Origin of the sequence: Polynucleobacter sp. 31A-FELB (assembly GCF_018882405.1) — a bacterium.
Lineage (GTDB): Bacteria > Pseudomonadota > Gammaproteobacteria > Burkholderiales > Burkholderiaceae > Polynucleobacter.
The window spans coordinates 117,414-142,890 of sequence record NZ_JACVOO010000004.1 but is presented as its reverse complement, the minus strand read 5'-3'; the positions used below and the strand labels follow the sequence as shown (position 1 = coordinate 142,890).

Here is a 25,477-nt window from a genome sequence, read left to right as displayed (position 1 = left end):
AGTTTACGCCTTATTCAGGCTGTCGATGCCAGAGACGCCTATTATCCTGACGCCAAAACAGCGGTTCAACTTCCCCTGGATCTGATGTGGAACGAAATTCCCAAACTTGTGCACCTGTATTTGGCGTTTGATAAAACGGAATATCCATGCCTTGGTATCGGGCGGTAACCATTGGATGTGGGTGTCCATATCGATTGCGATACCCATTTTGTGCAAATGCTTCGTCAGGACTTAATGCCATTAAGAGTTCTTGAGAAGAAGATGTTTTACTACCGTGATGTGGCGCCATGAAGATCAGCGTTCTATCTTTTAAATCACTAAGGACATCTTGAGTTAATCGCTCAACCATCTCAGCCTCACCTTGCTTCTCCACGTCCCCCGTCAACCAGAATGAAGTGGATTGATTGCGAACTTCCAACACACAACTCACCTCATTGGGTTTTCTAGGATGTTGATCCTCAAACACCGTCAGCTCATTTGGGTGCCACACATGAAACTCCACCCCATCCCACGTCCATTGCTGACCAAAGCGACAAGGGATAGCGGGAATCTTTCTATCTTCCAAATTAGCCAGTAAAGGATTGGTGCTCGGCAAGGATCCCATCATGGAATCAAAGCTAATTTCTTTGAGCAAGCTTGCAGCACCTCCAATGTGATCGCTATCACTGTGACTAATTACCATGCGATTAATATGATTGATTCCTCGCCCCCTTAGATAGGGCAGAATAATTCTTTGGCCAGCATTATCTTTTCCCTGAATGGGTCCTGTGTCATATAGCAACCTTTTTGTTTTAGTTTCTATTAGGACCGCTGTGCCTTGACCGATATCGAGTACCGTTGCCCGAAACTCGCCGTTTACCAAATTGCCATTACTTATTGGTTGAATAAATAAAGTTAAGCACAATAAGAGCCCAATGACTCTTGATGGCCAGCTCTCTCGAATGGATCCAGGACGAATGGCTATGACAATACCGATCGTAGATAGCGCTACCGCCCACCCAGCAGGCTGACTTGACCAGGCAATTGCCCACTTCCAACTCGCCATCCAAGCAAGCATGATGGCTAAGTAGTCCATCGTGGCGTGCGCTGGTATCAGCAAGCATTTCCCAATGAAGTCGGGTAATAAAGCACCGGCTATGGCTAGCGGCGTCACGATATAACTCACCACAGGAATGGCAACAGCATTTGCCAACGGAGAGACTACCGAGACTTGATAAAACCAATACAAGGTCAATGGCAAAAGTGCGATGGTAACAACCGCCTGCACTCGACATGCCTCCCTTAGGGCTTGCATGACTCTATGTCGCCAATCAAGCTCTAGCTCCCTGCCGGTAGGCAACCCCAATAGGCCATCAGAATCTTGCATCGCATACAAAATGGCTGCCACCGCTCCAAACGAAAGCCAGAACCCTGGCGTGTAGGGCGCCATTGGGTCGATGAGCAGCACAAAGGCCAGCGCCCACCACCAAATATCAAATGATCTTGGATTCCTGCCAGACCAAAGCGCAAAGGCAACTACGCCCACCATATACATGGTTCGTTGTGCCGGAATCTGAAATCCTGCCAACCAGGCGTATACAAACGCAGTCAGAAATCCCACAGCCGCAGCAACCTTTCCAACGGGAATCAATAGCGGCAGAGTATTACGACGCCATAGAAATGTGGCGAGCATGGCACCAAATCCTGCCAACATCGTTACATGAAGACCCGAGATGCTGATGAGATGTCCAATACCAGTGGCATTAAATACGCGCCAATCTTCTTGATCAATCGCATTCTGATCGCCCATCACGAGCGCTGCAATCACGCCGCCATAACGCGCATCTTTTGGCAGTAAGCGTTGAATCTTTTGCCTTAATTTCCAGCGCTGATACTCCATGGCTAAAGCGAATTCAGTAAAAAGAATATCTTTCTCGGCAATTAATTTTCCAGATCGCACAGATCCACTAGCACCAAAGTCTTGATGAAAAGACCAGCGCTCAAAATCAAAGGTATATGGATTGAGGGATCCATAAGGCCTTTTGATCTTGACCTTGAATTCCCAGCGCTGACCTGGAATGACCTCGGGCACATCTTGAGGATTACGCCATGCGGGCTGCCAACTCAAATACACCTGCGGTGGAAATGATTCAATCAGCTCTTTACCTAAAAAGGCCTGATCTACCTTAAATGAAAACTTTGCACCGCTGCGGGAGCTCTGCGGCAAAGCATTTACCCTCCCCTCGAGAATGAGATCTTTGCTCTCATACTCTATCGAAAGGACATTGGCCAATCGACCTTGAGCGTAATGTGCATTCCAAGCAAATCCTAAGGCGAAACAACAAATCGCTAGAAATGCACTACTCGCATAGCGATTTTGGATTGAGACGGAATTGATGCAAATGCCAAATAGGGAAATGACAATGGTCGCTGCACAGATCCAAGCCCAATTCTCTGGAACGGCAGGCAAAAATAGAAGAAGCGATCCCCCGGCGATGAACGCCGCAATATTGATGCGCAAGTTCTTAGGAAGCGGATTGTGGGTTTGGGTTGCCAGTCATTAGAGATGACCAACGGGGCAATGCGTGCATGGCATTTTGCCAAACTGCCTTTGCAAATACTTCTTCACTAATGCCTCGAATGTCAGCCAATTGCTGAGCAATTCTGGGAAGCAAGGCAGGCTCATTAAATTGACCACCCTCCTCCTTGAGCCATGCCGGCGGAATATCCGGTGCATCAGTTTCGGTAACGATGCTTTCTAGTGCTAGCTCTTGAAGCAGACGGCGAATCTGTAATGCTCGATCGTAAGTTGCAGCACCCCCAAAGCCAAGCTTGAAGCCTAGCTCAATAAATTGCTCGGCTTGCTGATGACTGCCATTGAAAGCATGCGCTATGCCGCTGGGAACTTTTCTTTTGCGTAGAGCTTTAAGAATAGCGTCTTGTGAGCGGCGCACATGCAAAATCACTGGCAATTGGAACTGCTGAGCTAAATCGAGCTGCCTATGAAAGAAATACTCTTGACGCTGAGGATCGAGGCCCTCGACAAAATAATCCAAACCAATCTCACCAATACCTACGAAACGCGGATCATCCAATGATTGCTCAATTTGATTTTTAAGAATCTCGATATCACTCTCTTGGGCTTGATTGATATACAAGGGATGAATGCCCAATGTATAAACCAAACCTGGAATTTGATTGCCGTATTGGTTTGCTAAATTTTTAGCCTGCTCCCAATCGGAGGCTTGAACTGTCGGCAGCAAAATGGCTTTAACACCTTTATCCACTGCACTTGTAATAATTTCCGAAAGCGTGCCATCAAACTCTGGCGCATCTAGATGGCAATGGGTATCAACCCAAGCGAGCTCTGTGCCGGCATCGCTCATTGCGCAAACGTCTTTAATACTCCGCGCTCTAAATGCAAAATCCGGTCACAACGCTTGGCGCGAATAGGATCATGGGTCACGATGACAAAAGCAGTGCCCTGCTCACGAGCAATATCTAACATCAAGTCAAATACGCCGTCGGCAGTTTCGGTATCCAGATTACCCGTTGGCTCATCCGCTAGAACGCAAGCGGGGTTACCTACCAATGCGCGAGCAACTGCAACACGTTGGCGTTCGCCGCCAGATAGCTCACCAGGGGTATGCTGGACTCGCTTTGCCAGGCCAACCGCATGCAACATCGTATTTGCTCGCTCCATGGACTCTTCGTTACTTAGTCCACGAATACGTAAAGGCAAGGCTACATTTTCGACGGCACTAAATTCATCTAAGAGGTGATGGAATTGATAAATAAATCCCAGACTCTGGTTACGCAGTTGATCCAGCTTTCTAACGGGTAACCTATGGAGATTCTCTCCGGCCAATATCACTGTGCCTGCACTCGGCGTATCTAAGCCACCCAAGAGATGCAGCAAGGTGCTCTTACCTGAACCAGAGGATCCAACGATAGCCACCTTCTCAGAAGCGCTTACCTGTAAATCAATTTCCTTAAGGACATCAACCGCTGTTGATCCCTTGCCATAGGTCTTTGCTAGACCTGAAGCACTCAATATGATTGAATTGGAATTACTCATAACGCAATGCCTCCGCAGGCTGAACTTGGGCCGCGCGGCGACTTGGGTACAAAGTGGCCAATACTGAAAGGCCGAAGGCCATCAAGCCCACCGTAACGACATCAGACAAACGAACATCTGAAGGTAGCTCGCTAATAAAGTACACATCGCGTGGCAAGAAGCGCACGCGGAAGATCGCTTCAATGGCCGGAACGATCACATCGATATTTAATGCAATGAGAAGACCCAAGCCAACGCCTGCCAGTGAGCCCAATAAGCCAATCGCCAAGCCTTGCACCAAGAAGATCCGCTGAATGAGCCCTGGGCTTGCGCCCATGGTTCTTAAAATCGCAATATCTGCCTGCTTCTCATTGACAGTCATTACCAGAGTAGAGACCAAGTTAAATGCAGCTACAGCAATGATCAAAGTGAGAATGATGAACATCATCTTTCTTTCAGTCTGAACAGCAGCAAACCAATTTCGATTGGAGCGTGACCAATCGCTCACCCATAAAGCCTGTGGAACAACCTGAGCTAATTCAGCGGCAATTTCCGGGGCACGCTGCATATCATCTACCTTCACACGCAACCCTGATGGGTCTTGCAAGCGCAACAAGGCGGCGGCATCTTTCCAATGCATGATCGCTAAAGAACTGTCGTATTCATAATGGCCGCTATCCACAATGCCAACTACCTGCAGTGTTCGCATTCTAGGCATAGCGCCTGCAGGCGTGAGATCGCTTTCTGGCACGATCAAATTAATACGATCACCTACGCGTGCGCCAACAATATTGGCAAGCTGAGCACCCAAGGCAACGCCGAAAGCACCTGGCTTGAGATCTTCAATACTGCCGGCAACAAACTGCTTGGGTAAATCAGAAACCTTACCCTCTTCACTTGGCAACACTCCACGAATAGCCACGCCACGCATGACGTTCTCGCGACTCAATAAACCTTGTGAACTCACCATTGGAGCGACACCAACTACGTGCGGCTGGGCAGCCACCTTCAGCGCAATCGGCTGCCAATTAGCCAAACCATCTGGGGCGGTAATTTCAATATGGGAGAGCACGGACAGCATGCGGTCGCGCACTTCCTTCTGAAAGCCATTCATGACTGAGAGAACCACAATCAAAGCTGCAACGCCTAAAGCGATGCCCGCAGTAGAGATTCCGGAAATAAAAGAGAGGAAACCATCACGCTTACCCACTGTCTTACGACGCTTGGATCGGGTATAGCGTAGGCCAATTTCTAGCTCAATAGGAAGTCTCAACATAGCTACAGTTTAGTGAATTAAACGAGCAAACCAATGGATTCTGTAAATGCCACCTAAAATCAGGGGAATGACTGCTAATTTGACCTCCCAAATAAGCGCTTCGCGACGCTTTACCCTGATGGTGTCAGGGGAAGATGCTGTTGACGCTGGGTTTGAGCAGAATGTGCCACCTAGCGGACTGCCGCATGAGCGGTTTCTATTGGGAGATCGGTTGCCAATAGCCCCAGTCTTACTGTTGGGCCAGAGTGATTTAGCAATCAATCCCAATGAAGCTATTGCCTGTCTCCAGCCAGTCCATTTTCACGCCACCCGAGATCATTTAATCCTCATGGCTCAAAGTCAGATTGATCTGACCGCAAGTGAATCCTCTAAATTACTACAGACCGCCCTTCCTTTTATTGAAGAGGATTTTGGCAGCAAAGTCTTATTTCAGGGGCAAGGTGATTGGTTTATTCCAGCGGGTCCATTTGCCAGCTTAGCAACCCACTCCATTGATCAGGCTCATGGTCGCAATATTGATTGGTGGATGCCGCGTGATACCAGCGAAGTTGGTATCGCTAAGCTCTGGCGCAAACTCCAGAATGAAATTCAAATGCTTTGGCACATTGATCCCGTGAATGAAGAGCGCGAGCAACGCAGACTGCCAAGCATTAACTCCCTTTGGATTAGCGGTATTGGCAAGCTAGCAGATATTCAGATTCCTCAATCACTTCAAAATGTAAGTCAGATATATGGAGGTCATCCTCTTTTGGCTGGTCTAGCTAAATATCTTGGAGTTCCTCAGCAAAGTGATATTGATTTCTCAAGACTGCAAAATGCCTTTGCGTGGATTGATCGACCCGAAAGTATTTGGGAGGACTTAAGAAGAGCTCTTTTGAGTAATGAATTAGATGAAATTGAAATCATCGATTTTCCCAATGGTCAGACTCGCCACAGAATCTTCACAGCTAAAGACTTAAATAAAAAGTTATGGGCATTCTGGAAAAAATCAGAACCTTTAGCTTGGTCGGAAATCATTTCAGCATGAGCGTATTTTCTAAGCGCCCCTTCTCTGAGCGGACGGCTAGCTGGTTACAGCAAAGTGGTCTGCACCCGTTGCTAGCTAGGTTGTATGCGGCCCGTGGCATTGATAAACCAGATGAACTCTCTTTAGATCTAAAGCAACTACTCTCACCAGTCGAATTAAAGAACTGCATTAGCACTGCCACCCTGCTAGCCGATATTCTGGAGCTCAAAGAACCTATGCTGGTAGTGGCCGACTATGACTGCGATGGCGCTACTGCTTGCGCCGTTGCACTCCGTGGTCTGAGGATGTTAGGTGGAGTAGATACCCCCATTCAGTTCTTAGTACCAAACCGTTTTACGATGGGCTATGGATTAACCCCAGAGGTGGTGGATCTAGCAGCTCAACAAAACCCCAAACCGAAATATCTCATCACAGTGGATAACGGCATTGCTAGTGAGGCTGGGGTAGACCGGGCTCGTGAGCTGGGTATGGAAGTGATCGTGACTGACCATCACCTGCCAGGTGATCGACTTCCCAAAGCAACTGCAATCGTCAATCCCAATCAGCCTGGATGCACCTTTCCAAGCAAAGCACTTGCAGGTGTAGGAGTGATGTTCTATTTATTAGTTGCTCTGCGTGCTGAGCTTCGTAAGCGTGGAAAATTTACTGCTGAGACTCAACCCAAAATTGAGAACCTATTAGATCTTGTGGCCTTGGGTACCGTAGCGGATGTGGCGCAACTCGATCGCAATAATCGTATTTTGGTTTCCAATGGCTTAAAGCGTATTCGCGCGGGGGTTTCACAGTCAGGCATTCAAGCACTATTTCAAGCGGCTGTTCGAGATCCTCGTAAAGCCAATACCTTTGATTTAGGTTTTGCTATTGGTCCTCGTCTGAATGCTGCTGGGCGCTTAGCGGATATGACTCTAGGCATTCGTCTCTTGCTGAGCGATAAGACGGAGGAAGCTACTGAACTGGCTTATGAACTTGATCGCATTAATCGCGAGCGACGTGTAATTGAGGGTGGCATGCAGGAAGCTGCCCTCGCCCATCTGGCCGAAGATCAATTGGCGGGCACCATGGCCGATCGCTCGAGCATTTGTCTTTGGAATCCAGAATGGCATCAAGGCGTGGTTGGTATTGTGGCCTCGCGTCTGAAAGAGCGCTTTAATCGCCCTGCGCTTGTGTTTGCTCCCGCTGATGGTGCTAGTGGAGAAGAATTACGCGGCTCCGGCAGATCTCTAACAGGCTTTCATCTACGTGACGCCTTAGATATTGTTTCCAAACGCGAGCCAGGCCTGATTCTCAAATTTGGCGGTCATGCCATGGCAGCAGGCCTGAGCATCAGAAAAGCGGATTTTGAAAAGTTTGATGTGGTGTTTCAGCAGGTAGCCAATGAATTGCTGAACGATGAATTATTAGAGCGTCGCCACATTCATGATGGCTCACTCGATCTTTCTGAATTCACACCCGAAACAGGCGATCTTCTTGCTGAAGAAATCTGGGGCCAAGGCTTTCCTCAGCCGATTTTTTATGGGGAATTCGAAGTTGGACAGCAAAGTCTCATGAAAGAAAAACATCTGCGCTTGCAGCTTCGCCCTATTGGAGACGGTCAACTGGCTAGTAAGCCATTTACGGGGGTTTGGTTCAATCGGACTCAGCCCTTGCCCGCCAAGGCCAAACTGGCCTATCGCCTAGTGACAGACCGCTTCCAAGGGCAGGCACGCGTGCAACTCATGATTGAGGCCCACGACGAGGGTTGAGTCGCAATAACCCCCTTATAATTAGGGGATGGAAGCCGAACAACTCAATATTATTTCAAATACCCTGTCCGATCTGCTCACTCGTGAGCAAGCACTTCGGGGGTATCTTTGACTTCGAAGTAAAGTCACGACGCCTTACTGAAGTTAACTCTATTCTTGAAGATCCCACTATCTGGGATGATCAAAAGAAAGCACAAGCCCTCGGCAAAGAAAAGAAATTGCTCGATGGCGTTGTTGCCACCCTCACCGATTTAAATAGCAATATCACTGGCGCCCTCGAATTATTCGATATGGCTAAAGAAGAAAGTGATTTTGAAACGATTGGTGCTATCGAACAAGACGTTGAAAGCTACAGCAAGATCATTCATGATCTTGAGTTCCGCCGCATGTTCCATAACGAGATGGATTCATGCAATTGTTTTATCGACATTCAAGCAGGTGCCGGCGGAACAGAAGCCTGCGACTGGGCCAGCATGCTGTTCCGCCAATATCTTAAGTATTGCGAGCGCAAAGGCTACAAAACAGAAATCTTAGAAGAATCTGATGGCGACGTTGCGGGCATCAAGAGCGCCACTATCAAAGTCGATGGTGAGTACGCTTATGGCCACCTCCGTTCAGAGACTGGTGTGCACCGCTTGGTACGTAAGTCACCATTTGACTCATCCAATGGACGCCACACTTCTTTTGCCAGTATCTATGTGTATCCAGAGATTGATGACTCGATTGAGATTGACGTTAATCCAGCTGATATCCGTACGGATACCTATCGCGCCTCTGGTGCGGGTGGTCAGCACATTAACAAGACCGACTCTGCCGTTCGCTTGACCCACCTTCCAACCGGAATCGTGGTTCAGTGTCAGAACGACCGAAGCCAACACCGCAATAGAGCAGAAGCGATGACGATGTTGAAGTCACGTCTATATGAGCACGAGATGCAAAAGCGTCGCGCTGAACAGGACAAACTTGAGGCCAGCAAAACTGATGTGGGTTGGGGTCATCAGATCCGCTCCTACGTACTGGATCAAAGCCGCATTAAAGACTTGCGTACTAACGTTGAGATCTCCAATACACAAAAGGTATTGGATGGTGATCTTGATGCCTTTATTGAAGCCAGCCTGAAACAAGGCGTTTGATTTACTACCCCTATTCCAGTTATTAATACTCTATATGAACGATCAAGTGAATTCCAACCAAACCCCTGTCACCGAAGCTGTTGATGAAAATCACATCATTGCTGAGCGTCGCGAGAAATTAGCCAAGTTACGCGAAGGCGGAGTAGCTTTTCCCAATGACTTCGTGCCAACCCACTTAGCAGCGGATCTCCACACTCACTATGACAGCCTCACCAAAGAAGAGTTGGCTGCTAAAAAGGTGCATGTCAAAGTTGCCGGCCGTATGGTGCTAAAGCGTGTGATGGGTAAAGCTAGCTTTGCGACGATTCAAGATCGCAGCGGGCAGATTCAGTTCTATATCAATGATGAAATCAGCGGTGCAGATACTCATGGTGCATTTAAGCACTGGGATATGGGTGACTTTATCTCTGCTGAAGGTAATCTATTCAAAACTAACAAGGGCGAGCTTTCAGTTGAATGTAGCAATCTACGCCTCCTAAGCAAATCTCTACGCCCTCTTCCAGACAAATTCCATGGCCTCTCAGATTTAGAGACCAAGTACCGTCAACGTTATGTTGATTTGATTGTGAATCCAGAGAGTCGCAATACTTTCAGAGCACGTAGCAATACGATCGCTTCCTTGCGTCGACATATGCTTGATGCAGACTTCATGGAAGTCGAAACACCAATGCTCCACCCGATTCCTGGTGGCGCTACAGCTAAACCATTTATTACACACCACAATGCTTTAGATATGCAGATGTTCTTGCGTATTGCGCCAGAGCTTTATTTGAAGCGCTTGGTAGTTGGTGGCTTTGAACGTGTCTTTGAAATTAACCGTAACTTCCGTAACGAAGGCGTTAGCCCGCGTCACAATCCAGAATTCACAATGATGGAGTTCTATGCGGCCTATACCGACTACCGTTGGTTGATGGATTTCACGGAGAGTTTGATTCGTGCTGCAGCGATTGACGCCCAAGGCACCGCCGTTCTGACCCACCAAGGTCGCGAACTGGATTTGAGCAAACCATTCCAGCGCCTCACTATTACCGAAGCTATCCTGAAGTATTGCGGCCAGTCCAATAAGAGCTATGAGCCATCCCAATTAGAAGATGCTGCATTTATTCGCGCTGAGCTGAAAAAAGGCGGCGAGAATCCAGATTCCCCTACTTTGAAGAACGCTGGCATTGGCGCCCTTCAATTGGCCTTATTTGAAATGGTTGCCGAGTCACATCTATGGGAGCCAACTTACATCATCGATTACCCAATCGAAGTAAGCCCCCTAGCCCGCGAATCTGATACACGCCCCGGCATTACCGAGCGTTTTGAATTATTCATTACCGGTCGCGAGATTGCCAACGGCTTCTCAGAGTTAAATGACGCAGAAGATCAAGCCAATCGCTTCCGCAAGCAAGTAGAGCAAAAAGAAGCTGGTGACGAAGAAGCAATGTACTTTGACCATGACTTCATTCGTGCTCTTGAGTACGGCATGCCCCCGACTGGTGGTTGCGGCATCGGTATTGACCGCTTAGTCATGCTGTTGACTGATGCGCCAAATATTCGTGATGTCATTCTCTTCCCACATTTACGTCGCGAAGAAGAGTAATCGATCCAATCGCTACTTTTTAGAAATACAAAAGCCGCAGAATTTAAGCTCTGCGGCTTTTTTCTTTTTGCGGATTCAAATAACTCAGCTTGCTGGATATAGCTTCGTGTTATCGCTATCGATTACCGTAACATTGACCGGAATACCTAGGCTGACACTGGAAGATACGGTACAGAAATCCTGAAATTGCGCTAATACGCGATCAAGATTTTCTAAAGTATGGCCTGGTACACCAATACGAATCTCTACCTGGATTGCCAGAATACGCAGGCGGTTTTCTGCGTTTCTACCTATGTCGCAACTGGCTTTAGTTTCGATTGGCTCAGGATTCTGCTTGAACTTTCGTAATGCAAATAGCAAAGAATCGGATAGGCAATTGGCCACTCCGGCCAATAAAAACTGTGACGGCGTAGCGCCTTGAGATCTACCTAATGGTGGTGGCTCGTCTCCATAAATGGGGTCACGCTCTTCGTTGTAATAGATAGCAAATTGATAGTCGCTTTGCTGCACCAATTTAACTGATGGGGAGTCGCTCATATGCTTCCTTTTATTTAGGTAATTTTTTAAAGAAGGTGACTGCAAGAACTAATAGGAAAAAGGTGAACCAGAGTAAAGACCACTCCGGTAATTGCAAACCTAAGATTGCCGGTAACTTTGCCGAACATATGCCATCCGCTTTAAATAACCAAGGCAAGCCTTGAACCAATTGAAATTGATTAATCCAGATCTCTAGTGGATCAATCCCGCAAGAGGTTTCCGGGTGCGAAAGCAACCAGACTTGGCGCCCTGCCACCGAAAGTCCGTAAGCTGCTGAAAGCGCTGCCATCGCATGAAAAAGCTTTCTCAGGGGATTAAAGCTAGCAGCTAAAAAACAAAAGATAGCGATACCTAAGTACCCAATTCTCTGCAGAATGCAAAGTGGGCACGGCAGAAAGCTTATCCCTTGATATCCAACTTGCTGGAGGATGACGGCTATGATTACTAGCCCCAGGCTAAATAAAGCGAGGAAGATGTATTTGATCTGACTCATTCGCAAATGATAACCAAATCAAAAATCAGTATCGCTGTCTCAATAGATTCCCGGAATCAGTTTTTTAACTCTGGCTTGATATGCCCTGTAATCAGGAAAACGCTCAACTAGCCACATCTCTTCCCGCCTAGCCTTGATGTCAAACAATAGAAATAAGCAAATTGAATACGCCAATACATAAACCCCGGGGAAGATGAGTAGCCAGGCCAGAGCCGCCAAGAGCACTCCGAAATAAATGGGGTGACGAACATATCTATATAAGCCAGTCTGAATCAGAACAGCGTCGTCTTTGGGACAAGGCAAGGGTGTGAGATTTTTTCCTAGATTAATTACTGCAATCGCCATAATTAAACAGGCTAGCAAGCCAATGGCAATGCCACAGGATTGAAGAGTGGAAGCTAGTGGCTCTGAGCTAACTAGATGGGATCCTTGAGGTCCAAATAAGATGAGGCCAATCAAGACGCCTTGAACCACCACATACCACGCACCTTTTTCGAAGATGGATTTATGGGGTGATGAATTCATATTGTGGCCTTATGGAGATAAGGCCACAGTCTATCTTGCTTTAGTAGTTCACGGCCCGACTAAAGTGATCATCAATGCTCGCCTGGTCTTGCGTGAGCACATGCTGCGCGATAAGAAACACCCCTGAAATGAAGCTGAGGCAAACCAGCAGTCCAAAGGCGTGATATTGATTTAAACCATTCTGATTCAGCACCTCTAGGTAAAGTGTGCTTTCCAAGGCCAAATGAGTCGATAAACTTAACAGAGCTAAACCCAGGAATATCTGGATGATGGTCAGAAACAAGGGCTTTTGGACTGTAGGCTTTGTGGACATCAGATTCTTTCAATTGGCTATGGAAGAATCATAGGGAGCTTGTAGATATAAGTAAAAGACTCCCTTTTTATAAGCTAAATACTTTTTTATATATAGAACCAGGCTCAGAATGAGGATAATTAGGGTTTTGCACCCACTCTTAATCACTTATGGCAGCCTACAACACCGAAACCGTCCTTACAGTTCACCACTGGAATGACACCCTATTTAGCTTCACCACCACCAGAAATAAGGGTCTGCGTTTCCGTAGTGGCCACTTTTTGATGATTGGTTTAGAGGTCGAAGGCAAACCCTTAGTTCGTGCCTATAGTGTGGCAAGCCCCAACTATGAGGAGCATTTAGAGTTTTTGAGCATCAAGGTTCAAGATGGCCCCCTCACCTCTCGCCTTCAGAAGATTCAGGTTGGCGATCCAATTTTGGTAAGCGAAAAATCCGTTGGCACCTTAGTCATTGATGACTTAAATCCCGGAAAGCATCTTTACCTTTTCAGTACCGGCACAGGATTAGCGCCGTTCATGAGCATCATTCGCGATCCAGATACTTATGAGAAGTTTGAAAAAGTAGTTCTAATTCATGGCGTGCGCCTGGTAAGCGAATTAGCCTATGCCGATTACATTAAGAATGAACTCACTCAAGATGAATACATCGGTGAAATCATTCGTGAGAAATTAATCTATTACCCAACAGTGACACGTGAGGCTTTTAAGCACACCGGTCGTTTAACTACTGCGATTGAATCTGGTCAACTCTTTAAAGATATTGGCCTGCCTCCATTAGATCCAGCGGTAGATCGCGCGATGATCTGTGGCAGCCCATCTATGCTCAAAGAAACTGCCGAGATGCTCGATGCCAAAGGCTTTAAGGTGTCACCCAGTCTCGGCCAATTAGGTGATTACGTATTTGAACGTGCTTTTGTAGAAAAGTAATCCGCCTTATATAGCTAAAAGTAATTTAGATATCGCTATATATTCCTTGTGGATATATAGCCCTCTTGGTAAATTCTTCTTAACAAGATATTTACCAAGGAATTCGGATGTCCCCCGTACGTGAGCACTACAACCCGATCATAACCAAGCTATTACGCGAACATGATCGTTTGCCACATGAGAATGTGGCGGAACGCAAAAGCTTCCAGCGTCAAATTCTGTTTCTCATGAATGCCATCAAGCTCGATGAGTTTGAGCAAACCTTTGCTTAATTGATTGGGTGTACTGATGTTTCACTTCTTACTTGATTCCTCACATTTCATTATTTCCGGCGCGCTAGTTGGACTATTGGTTGGCATGACAGGCGTCGGTGGCGGGTCACTGATGACGCCATTGCTGACGCTGATATTCGGGGTTGCTCCCACGGCCGCCGTCGGAACAGATCTAGCATTCGCAGCCATCACCAAAGGGTTTGGAACTGCAGCGCATCGCCTTCATGGAAATGTACGCTGGGATATTGTTCGCCTTCTCTGCATAGGTAGTATTAGTACCGCAATACTTTCCATCCTCGTTTTGAAATATGTCGGCCCAGTTTCAAAAGACTGGAATCATGTCATTAGCATTTCTATTGGGATATCTGTTTTATTAACGGCAGCATCTCTACTCTTTAGATCCAAGATCTTAAAATGGGTGCAAGCGAATCCCCGCTACCTCCCTACTGGCACCGCTCTTAAGACTGCAACCATAAGTGTTGGCGCTGTAATCGGAATCCTGGTAACGGTCTCTTCAATTGGTGCCGGTGCAATTGGAGCAACGCTCATCCTATTACTCTATCCGCATTTAAAAGCATCAGAAGTTGCTGGCACTGATATTGCCTATGCCGTGCCATTGACTGCGCTGGCTGGACTAGGGCATTGGTGGCTCGGCAACGTGCATTTTGACTTGCTGTTTGGATTACTCATTGGCTCCGTGCCGGCCATTTGGTTAGGCGCAAAACTCTCCAGCGTACTGTCTGAGGGAGCCACAAGAACAACGCTTGCGGGAACATTGTTTTTGGTTGGAATTAAGCTGGTGTCCTCATGATTGCCCCAGAATTTTGGTCCATTCCCGCTGATGCATCCTCCGAATCTGAATTAGCCAGAAAGACGGCAACCCTCAAACAGCGCTTACTGGATATGGCTTCACGCTTTTCTGATGTTCGCTTTGCTACGAGCTTAGCTGCTGAGGATATGGTGATCACGGATGCGATTGTCCAATCCAAAGCCAATATCAAGCTATTTACTTTAGCGACCGGTCGCCTGCATCAAGAAACCGTGGATATGACTAAAACTACAGAAAAGCACTATGGGATTTCGATTGCCCAAGCCTATCCAGAAGAAAGTGATGTTGAAGTATTCATCGATCAATACGGCATGAATGGTTTTTACGATGGAGAGGTGGCTAAGAAAGCTTGTTGTGGCGCTCGCAAAATTAAGCCTTTGAATGCCGCCTTACTTGGCGCTGACGCATGGCTGACTGGACAACGACGCGAACAATCAACTACCCGCGTTGAGTTGAACTTGGAAGAACTCGATGATGCCCGTGGCATTGCTAAATTCAATCCATTATTTGATTGGACTGAGGCTGATATTTGGACCTATATCAAACAAGAGGGCGTACCCGTACATCCATTGCACTTAAAGGGCTACCCCAGCATTGGTTGCGAGCCTTGCACGCGCCAAGTGAAACAAGGTGAAGACATTCGTGCAGGTCGCTGGTGGTGGTTACAAAGTGATAGTAAAGAATGCGGTCTTCACGTAAATAAATAATTATTGAAGTACTTTAGTAGCAAAACTGAGCAGAGAACGAATTACAGAATGCAAGAACAAAAATTACTAGATGACCATTTAGATTGGCTAGAAGCTGAGTCGATCTACATCATTCGCGAAGTGGTAGCGCAGTGCGCAAATCCTGCCATGCTGTTCTCTGGCGGTAAAGATTCGATTGTGATGTTTCACCTGGCTCGCAAAGCCTTTCAGTTTGGCGATCGCCCAGTAAAACTCCCCTTCCCCATTCTGCATATTGATACCGGGCATAACTATCCAGAAGTCATCGCCTATCGAGATTCTGTAGTCGAAAAAACCGGCGTCAAACTGATCGTGGGTAACGTTGAAGACTCCATCAAAAAAGGTACTGTTCGTTTACGCAAAGAGACGGATTCTCGTAATGCTGCTCAGGCAGTAACTCTGCTTGAAGCGATTGCTGAGCATGAGTTTGATGCCCTCATGGGTGGAGCACGCCGTGATGAAGAAAAAGCTCGTGCTAAAGAACGCATCTTCTCCTTTCGTGATGAATTTGGCCAATGGGATCCTAAAGCACAACGACCTGAACTCTGGAATCTATATAACGCACGCATTTCTCAAGGAGAAAATATGCGCGTGTTCCCGATCTCCAATTGGACGGAGCTTGATATTTGGCAATACATCGCTCGTGAAAATTTAGAGTTACCAAGTATTTACTATACCCATGAACGCGAAGTGGTTCGTAAGAATAGTCTCCTAGTCCCCGTTACCAATATCACCCCTAAGGCACCGGGAGATATCAGCGAGATTCTGAACGTGCGTTTTCGCACTGTAGGCGATATCAGTTGTACTTGCCCAGTCCTTAGTGCGGCCGCCAACCCCATCGACATCATCGCTGAAACTGCGATTACAGAAATTACAGAGCGTGGCGCTACGCGCATGGACGATCAAACTAATGAGGCCTCTATGGAGCGCCGCAAGAAAGAAGGCTACTTCTAATGACTACCAATCAAAATCAAAATGTGGTCCGCTTCATCACTGCTGGCAGCGTAGATGATGGCAAGAGCACACTAATCGGTCGGTTGTTATATGACACCAAGTCCATCTTGGTTGATCAGCTTGAATCTTTATCCAAAACAAAACATGCTCGTGTTACATCCTCTGATGCCGGTGTTGACCTGGCGCTACTGACTGATGGCCTAGAAGCTGAACGCGAACAAGGCATCACTATTGATGTGGCTTATCGCTATTTTTCTACTCCTAAGCGGAAGTTTATTGTGGCTGACGCTCCGGGTCACGAGCAATACACGCGAAATCTAGTTACGGGTGCATCTCAATCCGATGTTGCAGTGATTTTGGTCGATGCTACTCGAGTAGATCTCAATACCACTCCCGCCACTTTATTGGCTCAAACTAAACGACATGCCGCAATTGTGCATTTACTAGGTCTGCGCCATGTTGTTTTTGCTGTGAACAAAATGGACTTGCTCAATTTTGATGAGACAGTTTTCCACACTATCAAAATAGCAATTCAAGACTTGTGCAAAAAAATTGGCTTGTCTGAACCTACTTTGATTCCGATGTCTGCTCTACTCGGCGCCAACGTTGTCACGCCTAGCAAAGATACGCCTTGGTACAAGGGCCCTACATTAGTTCAGTGGCTTGAGAGCCTGGATACCAGCCCTCAATCAGAAAAAACTGGATTACGTTTTCCAGTGCAATATGTTGCCCGTCAGGATGGCAGCGCTTCCGATGACTTCCGCGGCTACCTAGGTCAAATTGAGTCCGGCAGTATTCGAGTGGGTCAAAAGATTAAAGTTCTACCCGAGAATCGCGAGGCAACTGTTTCTAAGATCTACTTAGGTAATCGCTCAAATCGTGAACATACTAGCAATGAGGTGGAGTCCGCTCAAACGGGTGAATCCGCAGCGATTAGCCTGGCTGAAGATATCGATGTTTCTAGAGGTTGCTTGTTTATCAGCGCTGAAGATAGCAATCCACCAACACTCAGCAAGCAGATCTCTGCTGATCTTTGCTGGCTTGATACCGAACCACTCTCCTTAAGTCGGAAGTATGCTTTGCGTCACACTACCAATACGATTGGCGCCAAGGTAAAAGTAATTGAGCAGGTGCTAGATGTACAAACACTTTCTCGTGCACTAGAAACCCATCCACTAAAAGCAAATGAAATCGGTCGCGTATCCTTTGTGCTGCAAAAACCTATTGTTGCTGACTTGTTTAATCAATCTCAACGCACTGGTGCATTTATCCTCATTGATGAAGCCACAAACCATACTGTTGCAGCCGGAATGATTCGAGAGGCCATTGCTTAGTCCAAGCTAGGTCATTTTGAGAATAAAGAATAGTCCGATGGCGGCGATGAATAGAGTCTCAACAACCAGCATAACAACCGGCTGCCAACCCAGCTTAGCCAACTCCTGAAAGTTTGTTTTTAGTCCAGCAGCGGCTATTGCAATCACTAACATCCAGCGGGATATGCCGCCAATGGAATGGGTTACGGAGCCTGGCAAAATCTGCATGGATGCAACGACTGATAGAGCGACAAATCCCAGTAGGAATGTTGGTATTAGGCGCAAGCTACCCCAACCTAAACGTTGAGATGATTTTTCAGCGCCAAAGAAAAGAGAAATAAATAGAACCACTGGCAATAACAGTGCGACTCGGAACAACTTAACGACTGTCGCCACGTCCCCTGCCTCAGGACCAAACAACATGCCTGCGGCAACTACCTGAGCCACATCATGAACGGTTGCCCCTAAAAAGATGCCTGCAGGTAAATCAGCAATACCAAGTAGCTGTAGAGTAAATGGATAGACGACCATTGCGGCTGTAGATAGAACAGTTACCCCAACAACCACCAGTAAAGTAAAGCGCTCATTCTCTTTTGTTTTTGGCAACACGGAGGCAACGGCCAAAGCTGCAGATGCACCACAAATACCAACAGATCCGCCTGCGATCAAGCCAAAGTCAGGAGATAGCTTCAGCAATTTGGCAAGGAAGTATCCGAGACACACTGTAGCGCCAACTGCAAAAATCACCATGAGCCCGGTGCTTAAACCGATTGCACCAATATCAGAAAATGTAACGCGGATACCTAGGAATGCAACACCCAAACGTAAAACTGTTTTGGCGCAAAAATCGATTCCTGGCTTTACCGTTTCATTGAGATATAAAAAATGTAGAGATAAGCCAATCAACAATGCATACAAGAGTTGCGGGCCACCATAATTTTCAGAAAGGAAGCTGGTTGACATGGCAATGATCAAGCAAACCATGAGGCCCGGGAAATAATTTTTGATTAACTTAAGCATTGAGAGCTGAATTCTAGTTCCCCACTCCCCCAGGAAAATTGCCGACCGTCAAGATATAAAGAAAAACCACCCCGTAGGGTGGCTTGAAAGAAAATCTATGGAGGTACTACTAAAGAATGAACAACAAGTTCATAGTATTCCTCTGACCTTCATCACAATTATTAGCTCGCCTACTTTAAGTGCGTTATGCTTCAATTTGGTGCATATCTCAGGATTTGTGCCATTCTGTAAAATCAAAGCATATTCAACCTAGTAAAGGGGTGCCAATGTCGGCGACAAAGAAGATGGGTATTCCATCTCGTTTAATAGCAAGCCTTCTTACGGCTGCACTCATCATTCCTGCGGCAGCTCCTGTGGCATATGCCCAGAACTCTAGCCAACAACAAGCAGCCAAGCTGTCTCAAGCGCAATTAGAGGCTCTGGTAGCGCCGATTGCACTTTATCCGGACGCACTTGTCTCGCAAGTGTTGATGGCTGCCACCTATCCATTAGAGGTTGGAGAGGCATCGAACTGGGCCAAGGCTAATAGCAAGCTCAAGGGTGATGCCCTCAATCAAGCACTTCAGCAACAGACCTGGGATGCGAGCGTGAAGTCCCTCGTGTCATTTCCACCAGTGCTAGAGATGATGGGCTCTCAGTTGAGTTGGACTCAACAACTTGGCAATGCGGTTTTGGCGCAGCAATCTGAAACCATGAGTGCGATTCAAGCATTGCGCGCAAAAGCTAAACAAGCTGGATCCCTGCAATCGAATTCACAACAGACGGTGACAACACAAGGTAGTGGTAGCAGTCAGACCATCATCATTGAGCCCGCTAACCCACAAGTAGTCTATGTTCCTACTTATAACCCAACCGTTGTCTACGGTGCATGGGCTTATCCAGCATATCCTCCATACGCATACTATCCACCTGGATATGTAGCCGGTACAGCACTACTCTCCTTTGGTGTTGGCATGGCGGTTGGCGCTGCTCTTTGGGGTGGTTGCCACTGGGGCGGCGGTTACGGCGGCGGATCATTGACCGTAAATAACAATAACTTCAACAACTTCAACAAGAATACTAACAACAACTGGAACGGCAATCGTAATGGTGGCTCTAGTGACTGGAAGCCTGATCAACAACGTCGTAACGCCAATCTTGGTGGTGGTGCCGGAGCCAATGCGAGTCGCGATGCTGAACGTGATCAATTACGCCAGAACTTACAGCGTGGCGACTTAGGCAATAACCGCTCTGGGGATCGCGCTGGCAATATGGGTGGTGAGCGCGCAGGTAATCGTTCGGGCGCCGATAGAACAGGCGACAGAAGTGGCGCTGACCGCAGTGGTAATTTCGGTGGCGGAGATCGTACTGCTAGTCGACCTTCCGGCGGTGGCGATCGATTTGGCGGTGGTGGTGGCTTTGGCGATACCCGTAGCGCACGCTTTGATGGCGGTGGCGATCATTTTGGTGGCGGTAACCGCGGTGGCGGCTTTGGTGGTGGTGGCGGTCGTGGTCGCCGCTAATTACTCGCACTCATCTACATTGACATATATAAAATTGATTAAAGGAATGAACATGAAGAAATTTTTAATTGCCGCTACCCTAGCCTTCGTAATGGCCGCTAGCATGCAAGCCGCTAACGCAACGACTACTGATGAGTTATTGCAGTACTGCAAGGGCGAAGGAAGCACAAACGTAACTTGCCAAATTTATGGCCAGGCTGTTTATGACACCTATCTTGCAACACGCAATCCAAAGACTGCTCCTAGCAAGATTTGCGTCAAACAACCTGCACCATCACGCATACAGGTCGTAGACGAATATATTGCCTGGGCCAATGCAAACCCATCTAATGGATCAAAACCAGCAGCAGAAACTATGTTGAAGTTTTTAGAGGGTGTATTTCCTTGCGGAAAATAATGAATTATTTTTAGACTGCTTGATCATGCGATCCAGCATTAAAAAAGCCGCCCCAAGGGTGGCTTTTTCTTTATCCGTATCTTTAAAGCAATTAGTGATTTTCTTTCGCATGATTAATTGAGTACTTCGGAATCTCAATCACCAAGTCTTCGCGGGCAACAATCGCCTGGCAAGACAAACGGGACTGAGGGTTGAGTCCCCATGCACGATCCAATAAATCCTCTTCATTCTCATCGGGAGCATTCAGGCTCTGATAACCCTCTTTCACAATGACGTGACAGGTAGTGCAAGCACAGACCATATCGCAGGCATGCTCAATCGGAATATTGTTTTCTAGCAGCGCCTCACAAATAGAAGTGCCAGGCGTTACCTCAACTACAGCGCCATCTGGGCAATATTCACTATGGGGTAGAACAACGATCTGGGTCATCTTAGTAATTTTCTTTTATTAAATTTCTGCAACATTCTTGCCAGCCAAAGCCTTCTGAATACTGGCGTTCATGCGCTTCTGAGCGAACTCATCGGTAGCCTTGGCAGCTTGATCCACCGCTTTTCTTAAGACAGCGCTATCGGTTTCTTCTGTAAGAATCTTTTGCAAAGTAGCCATCTCCAGATCAACAACCGCTTGTTCCTCAGCATTCAACAAGCTACGATCAGAATCCAATGCGGTTTGCACAGCATCTAATAATCGCTGCGCATTTACCTGCTCTTCACGCAAAGATCTAGCTAAGAGATCCACTTTCGCAGAGGCAAATCCGTCTTGCAGCATGCGGGCAATCTCAGCATCAGTCAGGCCATACGATGGCTTGATATCAATCGAGGCCTGCACACCCGAGCCCTGCTCTGTTGCGCTAACTGAAAGTAGGCCATCCGCATCCACCTGGAATGTCACCCGAATACGGGCAGCGCCAGCAGCCATTGGAGGAATGCCACGCAATTCAAACTTACCTAGAGAACGGCAGTCTTGCGCTAACTCACGCTCACCCTGCACCACCTGAATTGCTAATGCTGTTTGACCATCTTTAAATGTCGTGAAATCCTGGGCACGCGCAACCGGAATCGGCGTATTGCGTGGAATAATTTTTTCTACCAAGCCACCCATGGTTTCAATACCAAGTGAAAGTGGAATGACATCTAATAGAAGCCACTCATCGTCTTTGCTTTGATTGCCAGCTAGCAGGTCTGCCTGCATGGCAGCGCCTAAAGCAACCACTTGGTCTGGGTTGAGATTATTTAAGGGTTTAGTACCAAAAAGTTCGCCAACCGCACGCTGTACATGAGGCATGCGGGTTGCTCCACCTACCATCACCACGCCTTTGACTTCATCTGCTTTAAGGCCCGCATCACGTAATGCTTTTTTAACTGCTGTTAGTGTTTTGCTAATGAGGTTCTGAGTAATCTCAAAGAACTGAGCCTGGCTGATACCGACATTCACTACAGTACCATCGGTGAGTGTTTCATGAACGCGGGCCAATGGGTTGTGACTCAATTGTTCTTTTGCATGCTTGCAAGAAAGTAATAGCTTGCGATGATCCTGAATCGAGAGTGGTGGAAGCTTGGCTTGTTCGATCACCCAACAATACAAACGGTGATCAAAATCATCGCCACCCAAAGCAGAGTCGCCACCAGTCGATAGAACTTCAAATACTCCCCTGCTCATACGCAAGATAGAGATATCAAAAGTTCCGCCGCCTAAATCATAAACAGCATAGATACCTTCAGAAGCATTATCCAGTCCATAGGCAATCGCAGCAGCGGTAGGTTCATTGAGCAATCGCAAGACTTCAATACCAGCCAATTTGGCAGCATCTTTTGTAGCTTGACGTTGAGCATCATCAAAATAAGCAGGCACAGTAATCACTGCGCCAACAATATCGTCGTTTACCGAGTCTTCAGCTAACTGACGTAAGCGCGCCAGAATTTCTGCCGAGACTTCGATGGGACTCTTATCACCAGCCACGGTTCTTAACTTCAACATGCCGGGCTCATCAACAAAGTCGTAAGGTGCGTTCTCAATGTTTTCTACATCAACAATGCCGCGACCCATAAAACGTTTTACGGAAACAATCGTGTTCTTAGGATCAGAGACAATACTTTCAATGGCTTCAAAGCCAGCTTGCGTTCTGCCATTAGGCAAGTAACGCACCACCGAAGGAAGCAGCTCGCGCCCTTCTGAATCTGGCAGGACCTTAGGCAAGGCATCCCGCACAATAGCCACCAAGGAATTGGTGGTGCCTAGATCAATACCCACCGCAATCCGACGTTGATGCGGAGCAAGTGATTTACCAGGTTCGGAGATTTGTAATAAAGCCATGGGGACTAGAGTTTAAAGCTATACCAAAGCTGAGATAGCATCATCTAGCTCAAGTGCAAACTTATCTATAAAAAGAAGGCCTCTGAGCAGCTCAGCAGCACGCTCATAGTTTTTGGCGCCATCGATAGCTTGCGTAATCTCCACCAAGGTATCGCACTTGGATTGATCAACCTCTTCGGCCAAAGCCTCCAGCGCTCCAAGATCCTCGTCTTGATCCTCAAGACTCTCGCGCCATTCCATTTGCTTCATGAGGAAAGCAGCTGGCATAGCAGTATTGGTTTCTAGGCGAGCATCTACGCCATGAAGCCGGCAAAGATAAAGGCCGCGCTGAATGGGATTCTTGAGGGTTTGAAAAGCGGTATTGGCCAATGTAGCCATTTGCATAGCCAGTCGCTGCTCAGTATCGCTTCCACGAGCATGACGGTCTGGATGCACTTCTTTTTGAATCGCTAGATACGCCTGATCCAATGCAGGCAAATCAATATTGAATTTCTGCTCTACACCGAAGAAACGAAAGTAATCGTCAGACGCGGAAGGATTCACCACAACCACACTCATCTTTTACATTCGGATTCTGGAATTTAAAGCCTTCGTTTAAGCCTTCACGAACAAAATCTAATTCGGTGCCATCTAAATAAGCCAAGCTCTTCGGATCAACAAAGATCGTAATGCCGTTAGATTCAAACTGCGTATCTTCAGGAGCGGCTTCATCCACATACTCAAGTTGATAGGCCAAGCCAGAGCAACCGGTCGTACGGACACCCAAACGCAAGCCACAACCTTTCCCACGCTTATCTAAATTGCGCTGAACGTGTTTTGCTGCTTTGTCGGTTAAGGTAATTGCCATGATGAAAACCTCTTTATCTTTACTTGGCTGGATGCTTTTCTTTGTAATCAGCCACTGCCGCCTTAATAGCGTCTTCCGCCAAAATTGAGCAGTGAATTTTTACAGGTGGCAAAGCCAACTCTTCGGCAATTAAGGAGTTCTTAATTTCCAAAGCTTGATCCAAAGTTTTACCTTTAACCCACTCAGTTACCAAAGAAGATGAAGCAATCGCAGAACCGCAACCATAGGTCTTGAACTTGGCATCTTCAATCACGCCCTGATCGTTTACACGGATCTGTAACTTCATGACGTCGCCGCATGCAGGCGCGCCAACCATACCCGTACCTACCTGGTCATCACCCTTTTCAAAAGAGCCCACGTTGCGGGGGTTTTCATAATGATCGATTACTTTGTCGCTATATGCCATGATATTTCCTCGTTATTTCTTTTATCTTTTATCTTGCTTAGTGCGCTGCCCACTGGATGGTGCTGAGATCAATACCATCTTTAAACATTTCCCAAAGTGGTGAGAGTTCGCGCAACTTCGCAATCTTCTCTTTCACCAACTTGATTGTGAAATCAACTTCTTGTTCTGTTGTAAAGCGACCCAAGGTAAAGCGAATTGAGCTGTGCGCCAATTCATCATTGCGACCCAGTGCGCGGAGCACATAAGATGGCTCTAAGGATGCAGAAGTACATGCAGAACCAGAAGAGATGGCCAAATCTTTCAATGCCATCAACATGGACTCACCTTCAACATAGTTAAAGCTGATATTGAGGTTATGTGGGACACGGTGATCCATATCACCATTCACATAAACCTCTTCAATATCCTTCAGGCCAGTCAACAAGCGATCGCGCAATGCACGAATGCGAGCATTCTCTTCAACCATTTCAACACGGGCAATACGGAAAGCTTCACCCATGCCAACGATTTGGTGAACAGCCAATGTTCCAGAACGCATACCGCGCTCATGACCACCGCCATGAATCTGTGCCTCAATACGAATACGGGGTTTGCGACGAACAAACAAGGCGCCGATACCTTTTGGACCATAAGTCTTGTGAGCAGAAAAACTCATTAAATCGACTTTAATTTTCTCTAAGTCGATTTCGACTTTGCCCGTAGCTTGTGCTGCATCTACATGGAAAATTACGCCACGGGAGCGGCACAATTCGCCAATACGTGGAATATCTTGCACAACGCCAATTTCATTATTCACATACATCACTGATGCCAAGATCGTGCCAGGCTTCATGGCTGCTTCAAGCTGAGCAAAATCAATCAAGCCATCCGGTAATACATCTAAGTAAGTGACTTCGTAACCTTCGCGCTCAAGCTCGCGACATGTATCTAAAGTTGCCTTGTGCTCAGTCTTCACGGTAATGATGTGATTACCGCGATCTTTATAAAAGTGGGCGGCACCTTTGAGTGCCAAGTTAATACTTTCAGTTGCACCGCTAGTAAATACGATCTCTCTTGGATCTGCATGAACTAACTGGGCTACTTCTGAACGCGCCCACTCAACCGCCTCTTCTGCAGCCCAACCGTAGGCATGGCTTCGAGATGCCGCATTACCAAACTGCTCACGCAAGTAAGGCAACATCTTATCCACTACACGCGGATCAATCGGCGTGGTAGCTGAGTAATCCATATACACCGGGAAGTGCTTAGGACTAAACATCGGTATCGGCTGTTGAGGAATGTCTTGTGGTGCGTTCATTTTTTACT

Annotated in this window: 27 protein-coding genes; 12 read left to right on the top strand and 15 right to left on the bottom strand. The window is 47.1% G+C overall.

Going from position 1 to position 25,477, the window contains the following annotated elements; all coding sequences use genetic code 11:
• Positions 1–10 precede the first annotated feature (10 nt).
• From ICN30_RS04340 to ICN30_RS04325, 4 genes are read right to left on the bottom strand one after another with little or no spacing between them, the layout of a single operon-like run.
• Complete coding sequence (locus ICN30_RS04340) at positions 11–2,500, bottom strand: DNA internalization-related competence protein ComEC/Rec2 (protein WP_255533099.1); 2,490 nt, start codon at positions 2,498–2,500, stop codon at positions 11–13.
• 4 nt (positions 2,501–2,504) lie between these two features.
• Positions 2,505–3,365, bottom strand: a complete 861-nt coding sequence (locus ICN30_RS04335) for a TatD family hydrolase (RefSeq protein WP_216273456.1) — start codon at positions 3,363–3,365, stop codon at positions 2,505–2,507.
• Positions 3,362–4,057, bottom strand: coding sequence for an ABC transporter ATP-binding protein (locus ICN30_RS04330; RefSeq protein WP_216273454.1), 696 nt, complete (start codon positions 4,055–4,057; stop codon positions 3,362–3,364). The genes ICN30_RS04335 and ICN30_RS04330 overlap by 4 nt, the downstream gene beginning before the upstream one ends.
• On the bottom strand, positions 4,050–5,309 hold the full coding sequence (locus tag ICN30_RS04325) for a lipoprotein-releasing ABC transporter permease subunit (RefSeq protein WP_216224943.1): 1,260 nt from the start codon (positions 5,307–5,309) through the stop codon (positions 4,050–4,052). Before ICN30_RS04325 ends, ICN30_RS04330 begins: the two co-directional genes overlap by 8 nt.
• A 70-nt stretch (positions 5,310–5,379) precedes the next feature.
• Between ICN30_RS04325 and ICN30_RS04320 the strand changes: the two genes are divergently transcribed.
• The 4 genes from ICN30_RS04320 (at position 5,380) to lysS (ending at position 10,799) form a co-directional block, all read left to right on the top strand.
• Entirely contained in the window at positions 5,380–6,339 is a 960-nt protein-coding gene (locus ICN30_RS04320; protein ID WP_255533098.1) for a hypothetical protein, read from the top strand.
• Positions 6,336–8,081, top strand: coding sequence for a single-stranded-DNA-specific exonuclease RecJ (gene recJ / locus ICN30_RS04315; RefSeq protein ID WP_216273450.1), 1,746 nt, complete (start codon positions 6,336–6,338; stop codon positions 8,079–8,081). The genes ICN30_RS04320 and recJ overlap by 4 nt, the downstream gene beginning before the upstream one ends.
• Before the next feature lie 28 nt (positions 8,082–8,109).
• Positions 8,110–9,214 (top strand): peptide chain release factor 2 gene (prfB, locus tag ICN30_RS04310; RefSeq protein ID WP_216273448.1). Its coding sequence is split into 2 segments (ribosomal slippage): positions 8,110–8,190 and positions 8,192–9,214, totalling 1,104 coding nucleotides; the frame shifts between segments, so codons are not numbered across the junction.
• 34 nt (positions 9,215–9,248) lie between these two features.
• Positions 9,249–10,799: a lysine--tRNA ligase gene (gene lysS / locus ICN30_RS04305; RefSeq protein WP_216273446.1), complete on the top strand. Its 1,551-nt coding sequence runs from the start codon at positions 9,249–9,251 to the stop codon at positions 10,797–10,799.
• Between the two features lie 84 nt (positions 10,800–10,883).
• On the opposite strand, the gene ICN30_RS04300 is transcribed toward lysS, so the two are convergent.
• Genes ICN30_RS04300 through ICN30_RS04285 form a run of 4 tightly spaced genes read right to left on the bottom strand, consistent with a single transcriptional unit; the run spans position 10,884 to position 12,667 of the window.
• Positions 10,884–11,336 (bottom strand): OsmC family protein, encoded by a 453-nt coding sequence (locus tag ICN30_RS04300; protein WP_216273444.1) that lies wholly within the window; start codon positions 11,334–11,336, stop codon positions 10,884–10,886.
• A gap of 10 nt (positions 11,337–11,346) precedes the next feature.
• Positions 11,347–11,829, bottom strand: coding sequence for a disulfide bond formation protein B (locus ICN30_RS04295; protein WP_216273442.1), 483 nt, complete (start codon positions 11,827–11,829; stop codon positions 11,347–11,349).
• A 39-nt stretch (positions 11,830–11,868) separates the two neighbouring features.
• The gene (locus ICN30_RS04290) at positions 11,869–12,354 is read right to left on the bottom strand and encodes an isoprenylcysteine carboxylmethyltransferase family protein (protein WP_216273441.1); all 486 of its coding nucleotides are present in this window, start codon (positions 12,352–12,354) and stop codon (positions 11,869–11,871) included.
• A gap of 40 nt (positions 12,355–12,394) precedes the next feature.
• Complete coding sequence (locus ICN30_RS04285) at positions 12,395–12,667, bottom strand: hypothetical protein (RefSeq protein WP_216273439.1); 273 nt, start codon at positions 12,665–12,667, stop codon at positions 12,395–12,397.
• 149 nt (positions 12,668–12,816) lie between these two features.
• Between ICN30_RS04285 and ICN30_RS04280 the strand changes: the two genes are divergently transcribed.
• From ICN30_RS04280 to ICN30_RS04255, 6 genes are all read left to right on the top strand, one after another.
• Positions 12,817–13,593 carry a ferredoxin--NADP reductase gene (locus ICN30_RS04280; protein WP_215333516.1) on the top strand — a complete coding sequence of 259 codons (777 nt, stop codon included), beginning with the start codon at positions 12,817–12,819 and terminating at the stop codon, positions 13,591–13,593.
• Positions 13,594–13,700: 107 nt separating this feature from the next.
• Positions 13,701–13,865 (top strand): hypothetical protein, encoded by a 165-nt coding sequence (locus ICN30_RS04275; protein WP_215330946.1) that lies wholly within the window; start codon positions 13,701–13,703, stop codon positions 13,863–13,865.
• 16 nt (positions 13,866–13,881) lie between these two features.
• Positions 13,882–14,676: a sulfite exporter TauE/SafE family protein gene (locus ICN30_RS04270; protein WP_216273437.1), complete on the top strand. Its 795-nt coding sequence runs from the start codon at positions 13,882–13,884 to the stop codon at positions 14,674–14,676.
• Complete coding sequence (locus ICN30_RS04265; RefSeq protein WP_216273435.1) at positions 14,673–15,401, top strand: phosphoadenylyl-sulfate reductase; 729 nt, start codon at positions 14,673–14,675, stop codon at positions 15,399–15,401. Before ICN30_RS04270 ends, ICN30_RS04265 begins: the two co-directional genes overlap by 4 nt.
• 48 nt (positions 15,402–15,449) lie before the next feature.
• Positions 15,450–16,373, top strand: coding sequence for a sulfate adenylyltransferase subunit CysD (gene cysD, locus ICN30_RS04260; protein WP_216273433.1), 924 nt, complete (start codon positions 15,450–15,452; stop codon positions 16,371–16,373).
• Positions 16,373–17,707, top strand: a complete 1,335-nt coding sequence (locus tag ICN30_RS04255) for a sulfate adenylyltransferase subunit 1 (protein ID WP_216273431.1) — start codon at positions 16,373–16,375, stop codon at positions 17,705–17,707. Before cysD ends, ICN30_RS04255 begins: the two co-directional genes overlap by 1 nt.
• A gap of 6 nt (positions 17,708–17,713) precedes the next feature.
• Here the strand turns inward: ICN30_RS04255 and ICN30_RS04250 are convergent, their stop codons facing one another.
• Positions 17,714–18,706: a YeiH family protein gene (locus ICN30_RS04250; RefSeq protein ID WP_255533096.1), complete on the bottom strand. Its 993-nt coding sequence runs from the start codon at positions 18,704–18,706 to the stop codon at positions 17,714–17,716.
• 266 nt (positions 18,707–18,972) lie between these two features.
• Here ICN30_RS04250 and ICN30_RS04245 point away from each other — a divergent pair, with 266 nt between their 5' ends.
• Both ICN30_RS04245 and ICN30_RS04240 read left to right on the top strand, forming a co-directional pair.
• The gene (locus ICN30_RS04245; RefSeq protein WP_216273428.1) at positions 18,973–20,208 is read left to right on the top strand and encodes a DUF3300 domain-containing protein; all 1,236 of its coding nucleotides are present in this window, start codon (positions 18,973–18,975) and stop codon (positions 20,206–20,208) included.
• A gap of 52 nt (positions 20,209–20,260) precedes the next feature.
• Entirely contained in the window at positions 20,261–20,605 is a 345-nt protein-coding gene (locus ICN30_RS04240; RefSeq protein ID WP_216273426.1) for a Rap1a/Tai family immunity protein, read from the top strand.
• Between the two features lie 91 nt (positions 20,606–20,696).
• Here ICN30_RS04240 and fdx read toward each other — a convergent pair whose 3' ends face one another.
• From fdx to ICN30_RS04210, 6 genes are read right to left on the bottom strand one after another with little or no spacing between them, the layout of a single operon-like run.
• Positions 20,697–21,035, bottom strand: coding sequence for an ISC system 2Fe-2S type ferredoxin (gene fdx, locus ICN30_RS04235; RefSeq protein WP_216273424.1), 339 nt, complete (start codon positions 21,033–21,035; stop codon positions 20,697–20,699).
• A gap of 18 nt (positions 21,036–21,053) precedes the next feature.
• Positions 21,054–22,919 carry a Fe-S protein assembly chaperone HscA gene (gene hscA, locus ICN30_RS04230; protein ID WP_216273422.1) on the bottom strand — a complete coding sequence of 622 codons (1,866 nt, stop codon included), beginning with the start codon at positions 22,917–22,919 and terminating at the stop codon, positions 21,054–21,056.
• Between the two features lie 18 nt (positions 22,920–22,937).
• Entirely contained in the window at positions 22,938–23,477 is a 540-nt protein-coding gene (hscB, locus tag ICN30_RS04225; protein ID WP_216273420.1) for a Fe-S protein assembly co-chaperone HscB, read from the bottom strand.
• Positions 23,443–23,766 (bottom strand): iron-sulfur cluster assembly protein IscA, encoded by a 324-nt coding sequence (iscA, locus tag ICN30_RS04220; RefSeq protein WP_015421521.1) that lies wholly within the window; start codon positions 23,764–23,766, stop codon positions 23,443–23,445. The genes hscB and iscA overlap by 35 nt, the downstream gene beginning before the upstream one ends.
• Positions 23,767–23,785: 19 nt before the next feature.
• Positions 23,786–24,172, bottom strand: a complete 387-nt coding sequence (gene iscU / locus ICN30_RS04215; RefSeq protein ID WP_215333536.1) for a Fe-S cluster assembly scaffold IscU — start codon at positions 24,170–24,172, stop codon at positions 23,786–23,788.
• Between the two features lie 37 nt (positions 24,173–24,209).
• A complete protein-coding gene (locus tag ICN30_RS04210; protein ID WP_370626590.1) occupies positions 24,210–25,469 on the bottom strand; it encodes an IscS subfamily cysteine desulfurase in 1,260 nt (419 codons plus the stop codon).
• Positions 25,470–25,477 lie beyond the last annotated feature (8 nt).